At 70.1% G+C, this 983-nt stretch carries 2 protein-coding genes; both read left to right on the top strand.

Annotation, left to right across the window (positions count from 1 at the left end; translation table 11 throughout):
- Positions 1–77 precede the first annotated feature (77 nt).
- Positions 78–344: a DUF4229 domain-containing protein gene (locus PV363_RS17820; RefSeq protein WP_301023097.1), complete on the top strand. Its 267-nt coding sequence runs from the start codon at positions 78–80 to the stop codon at positions 342–344.
- A gap of 4 nt (positions 345–348) precedes the next feature.
- Positions 349–983, top strand: a 635-nt coding sequence (locus PV363_RS17815; protein WP_301023096.1) for a pyridoxal-phosphate dependent enzyme, incomplete at its 3' end; no start/stop codon positions are given.

Genomic DNA, 983 nt, shown 5'->3' with positions numbered 1-983 from the left:
TCCTCGCCCGCCGGGACGCCGCCTCCGGTGATAGGTCCGCAGGACAGCTGAGTGCGCGGCCCGGGTATCCTCGACATGTGAGCGCCTTCGTCCGGTACACCCTCGCGCGACTGGGATTCTTCGCCGTCGCGTTCGTCGTCGTGGGTCTCGTGTCGTCGATCTGGCTCGAGGTCAGCGACGTCACGGTGCTGTGGGTCGCTCTCATCGCCCTGGCCATCTCGGCGGTGGCCTCGTTCCTCCTGCTCGGAGGCCTCCGCGAGGAGGTTGCCGTGTCGCTCAAGGCCCGCGCCGACAAGATGAACGACCGGCTCGAGGCGGCGCGCGGCGCCGAAGACGTGGACTGAGGCCGTGCCTCGCTCGTCCGCGCAGCGGCGGGCCTGGGTCGACGAAGCCGTACGGCGGGTCGATGCCGACGCCAACCGAAGCGCCGACACCCACCTCCACGTCTGCCCTCTGCCGGGTGCCCCCGGCATCGAGCTGTACCTCAAGGACGAGTCGGTCCACCCGACCGGCTCCCTCAAGCACCGGCTCGCGCGGTCGCTGTTCCTCTATGCCCTCTGCAACGGCTGGATCGGCCCTGACACCACGATCGTCGAGGCGTCCAGCGGCTCCACCGCTGTGAGCGAGGCCTACTTCGCGGGCCTCGTCGGACTGCCGTTCGTCGCCGTCATGCCGCGCAGCACCAGCGAGAGCAAGATCGCTCTGATCGAGTGGTACGGCGGGCGCTGCCACTTCGTGGACGACCCTGCGGACATGTACGCCGAGGCGGCGAGCCTCGCCCGCCGGTGCGGCGGCCACTACATGGACCAGTTCACCTACGCCGAGCGCGCCACCGACTGGCGCGGCAACAACAACATCGCCGAGTCGATCTTCGAGCAGCTGGCGCTGGAGGAGCACCCGGTGCCGACGTGGATCGTGGTCGGCGCGGGTACCGGCGGCACGTCGGCCACCATCGGCCGGTACGTGCGCTACCGGCGCTACCC

This window comes from Mumia sp. (genome assembly GCF_028803055.1).
Classification (GTDB): Bacteria; Actinomycetota; Actinomycetes; order Propionibacteriales; family Nocardioidaceae; genus Mumia.
The sequence above is the reverse complement of the archived record's forward strand: the minus strand, read 5'-3'. Positions and strand labels throughout refer to the sequence as shown.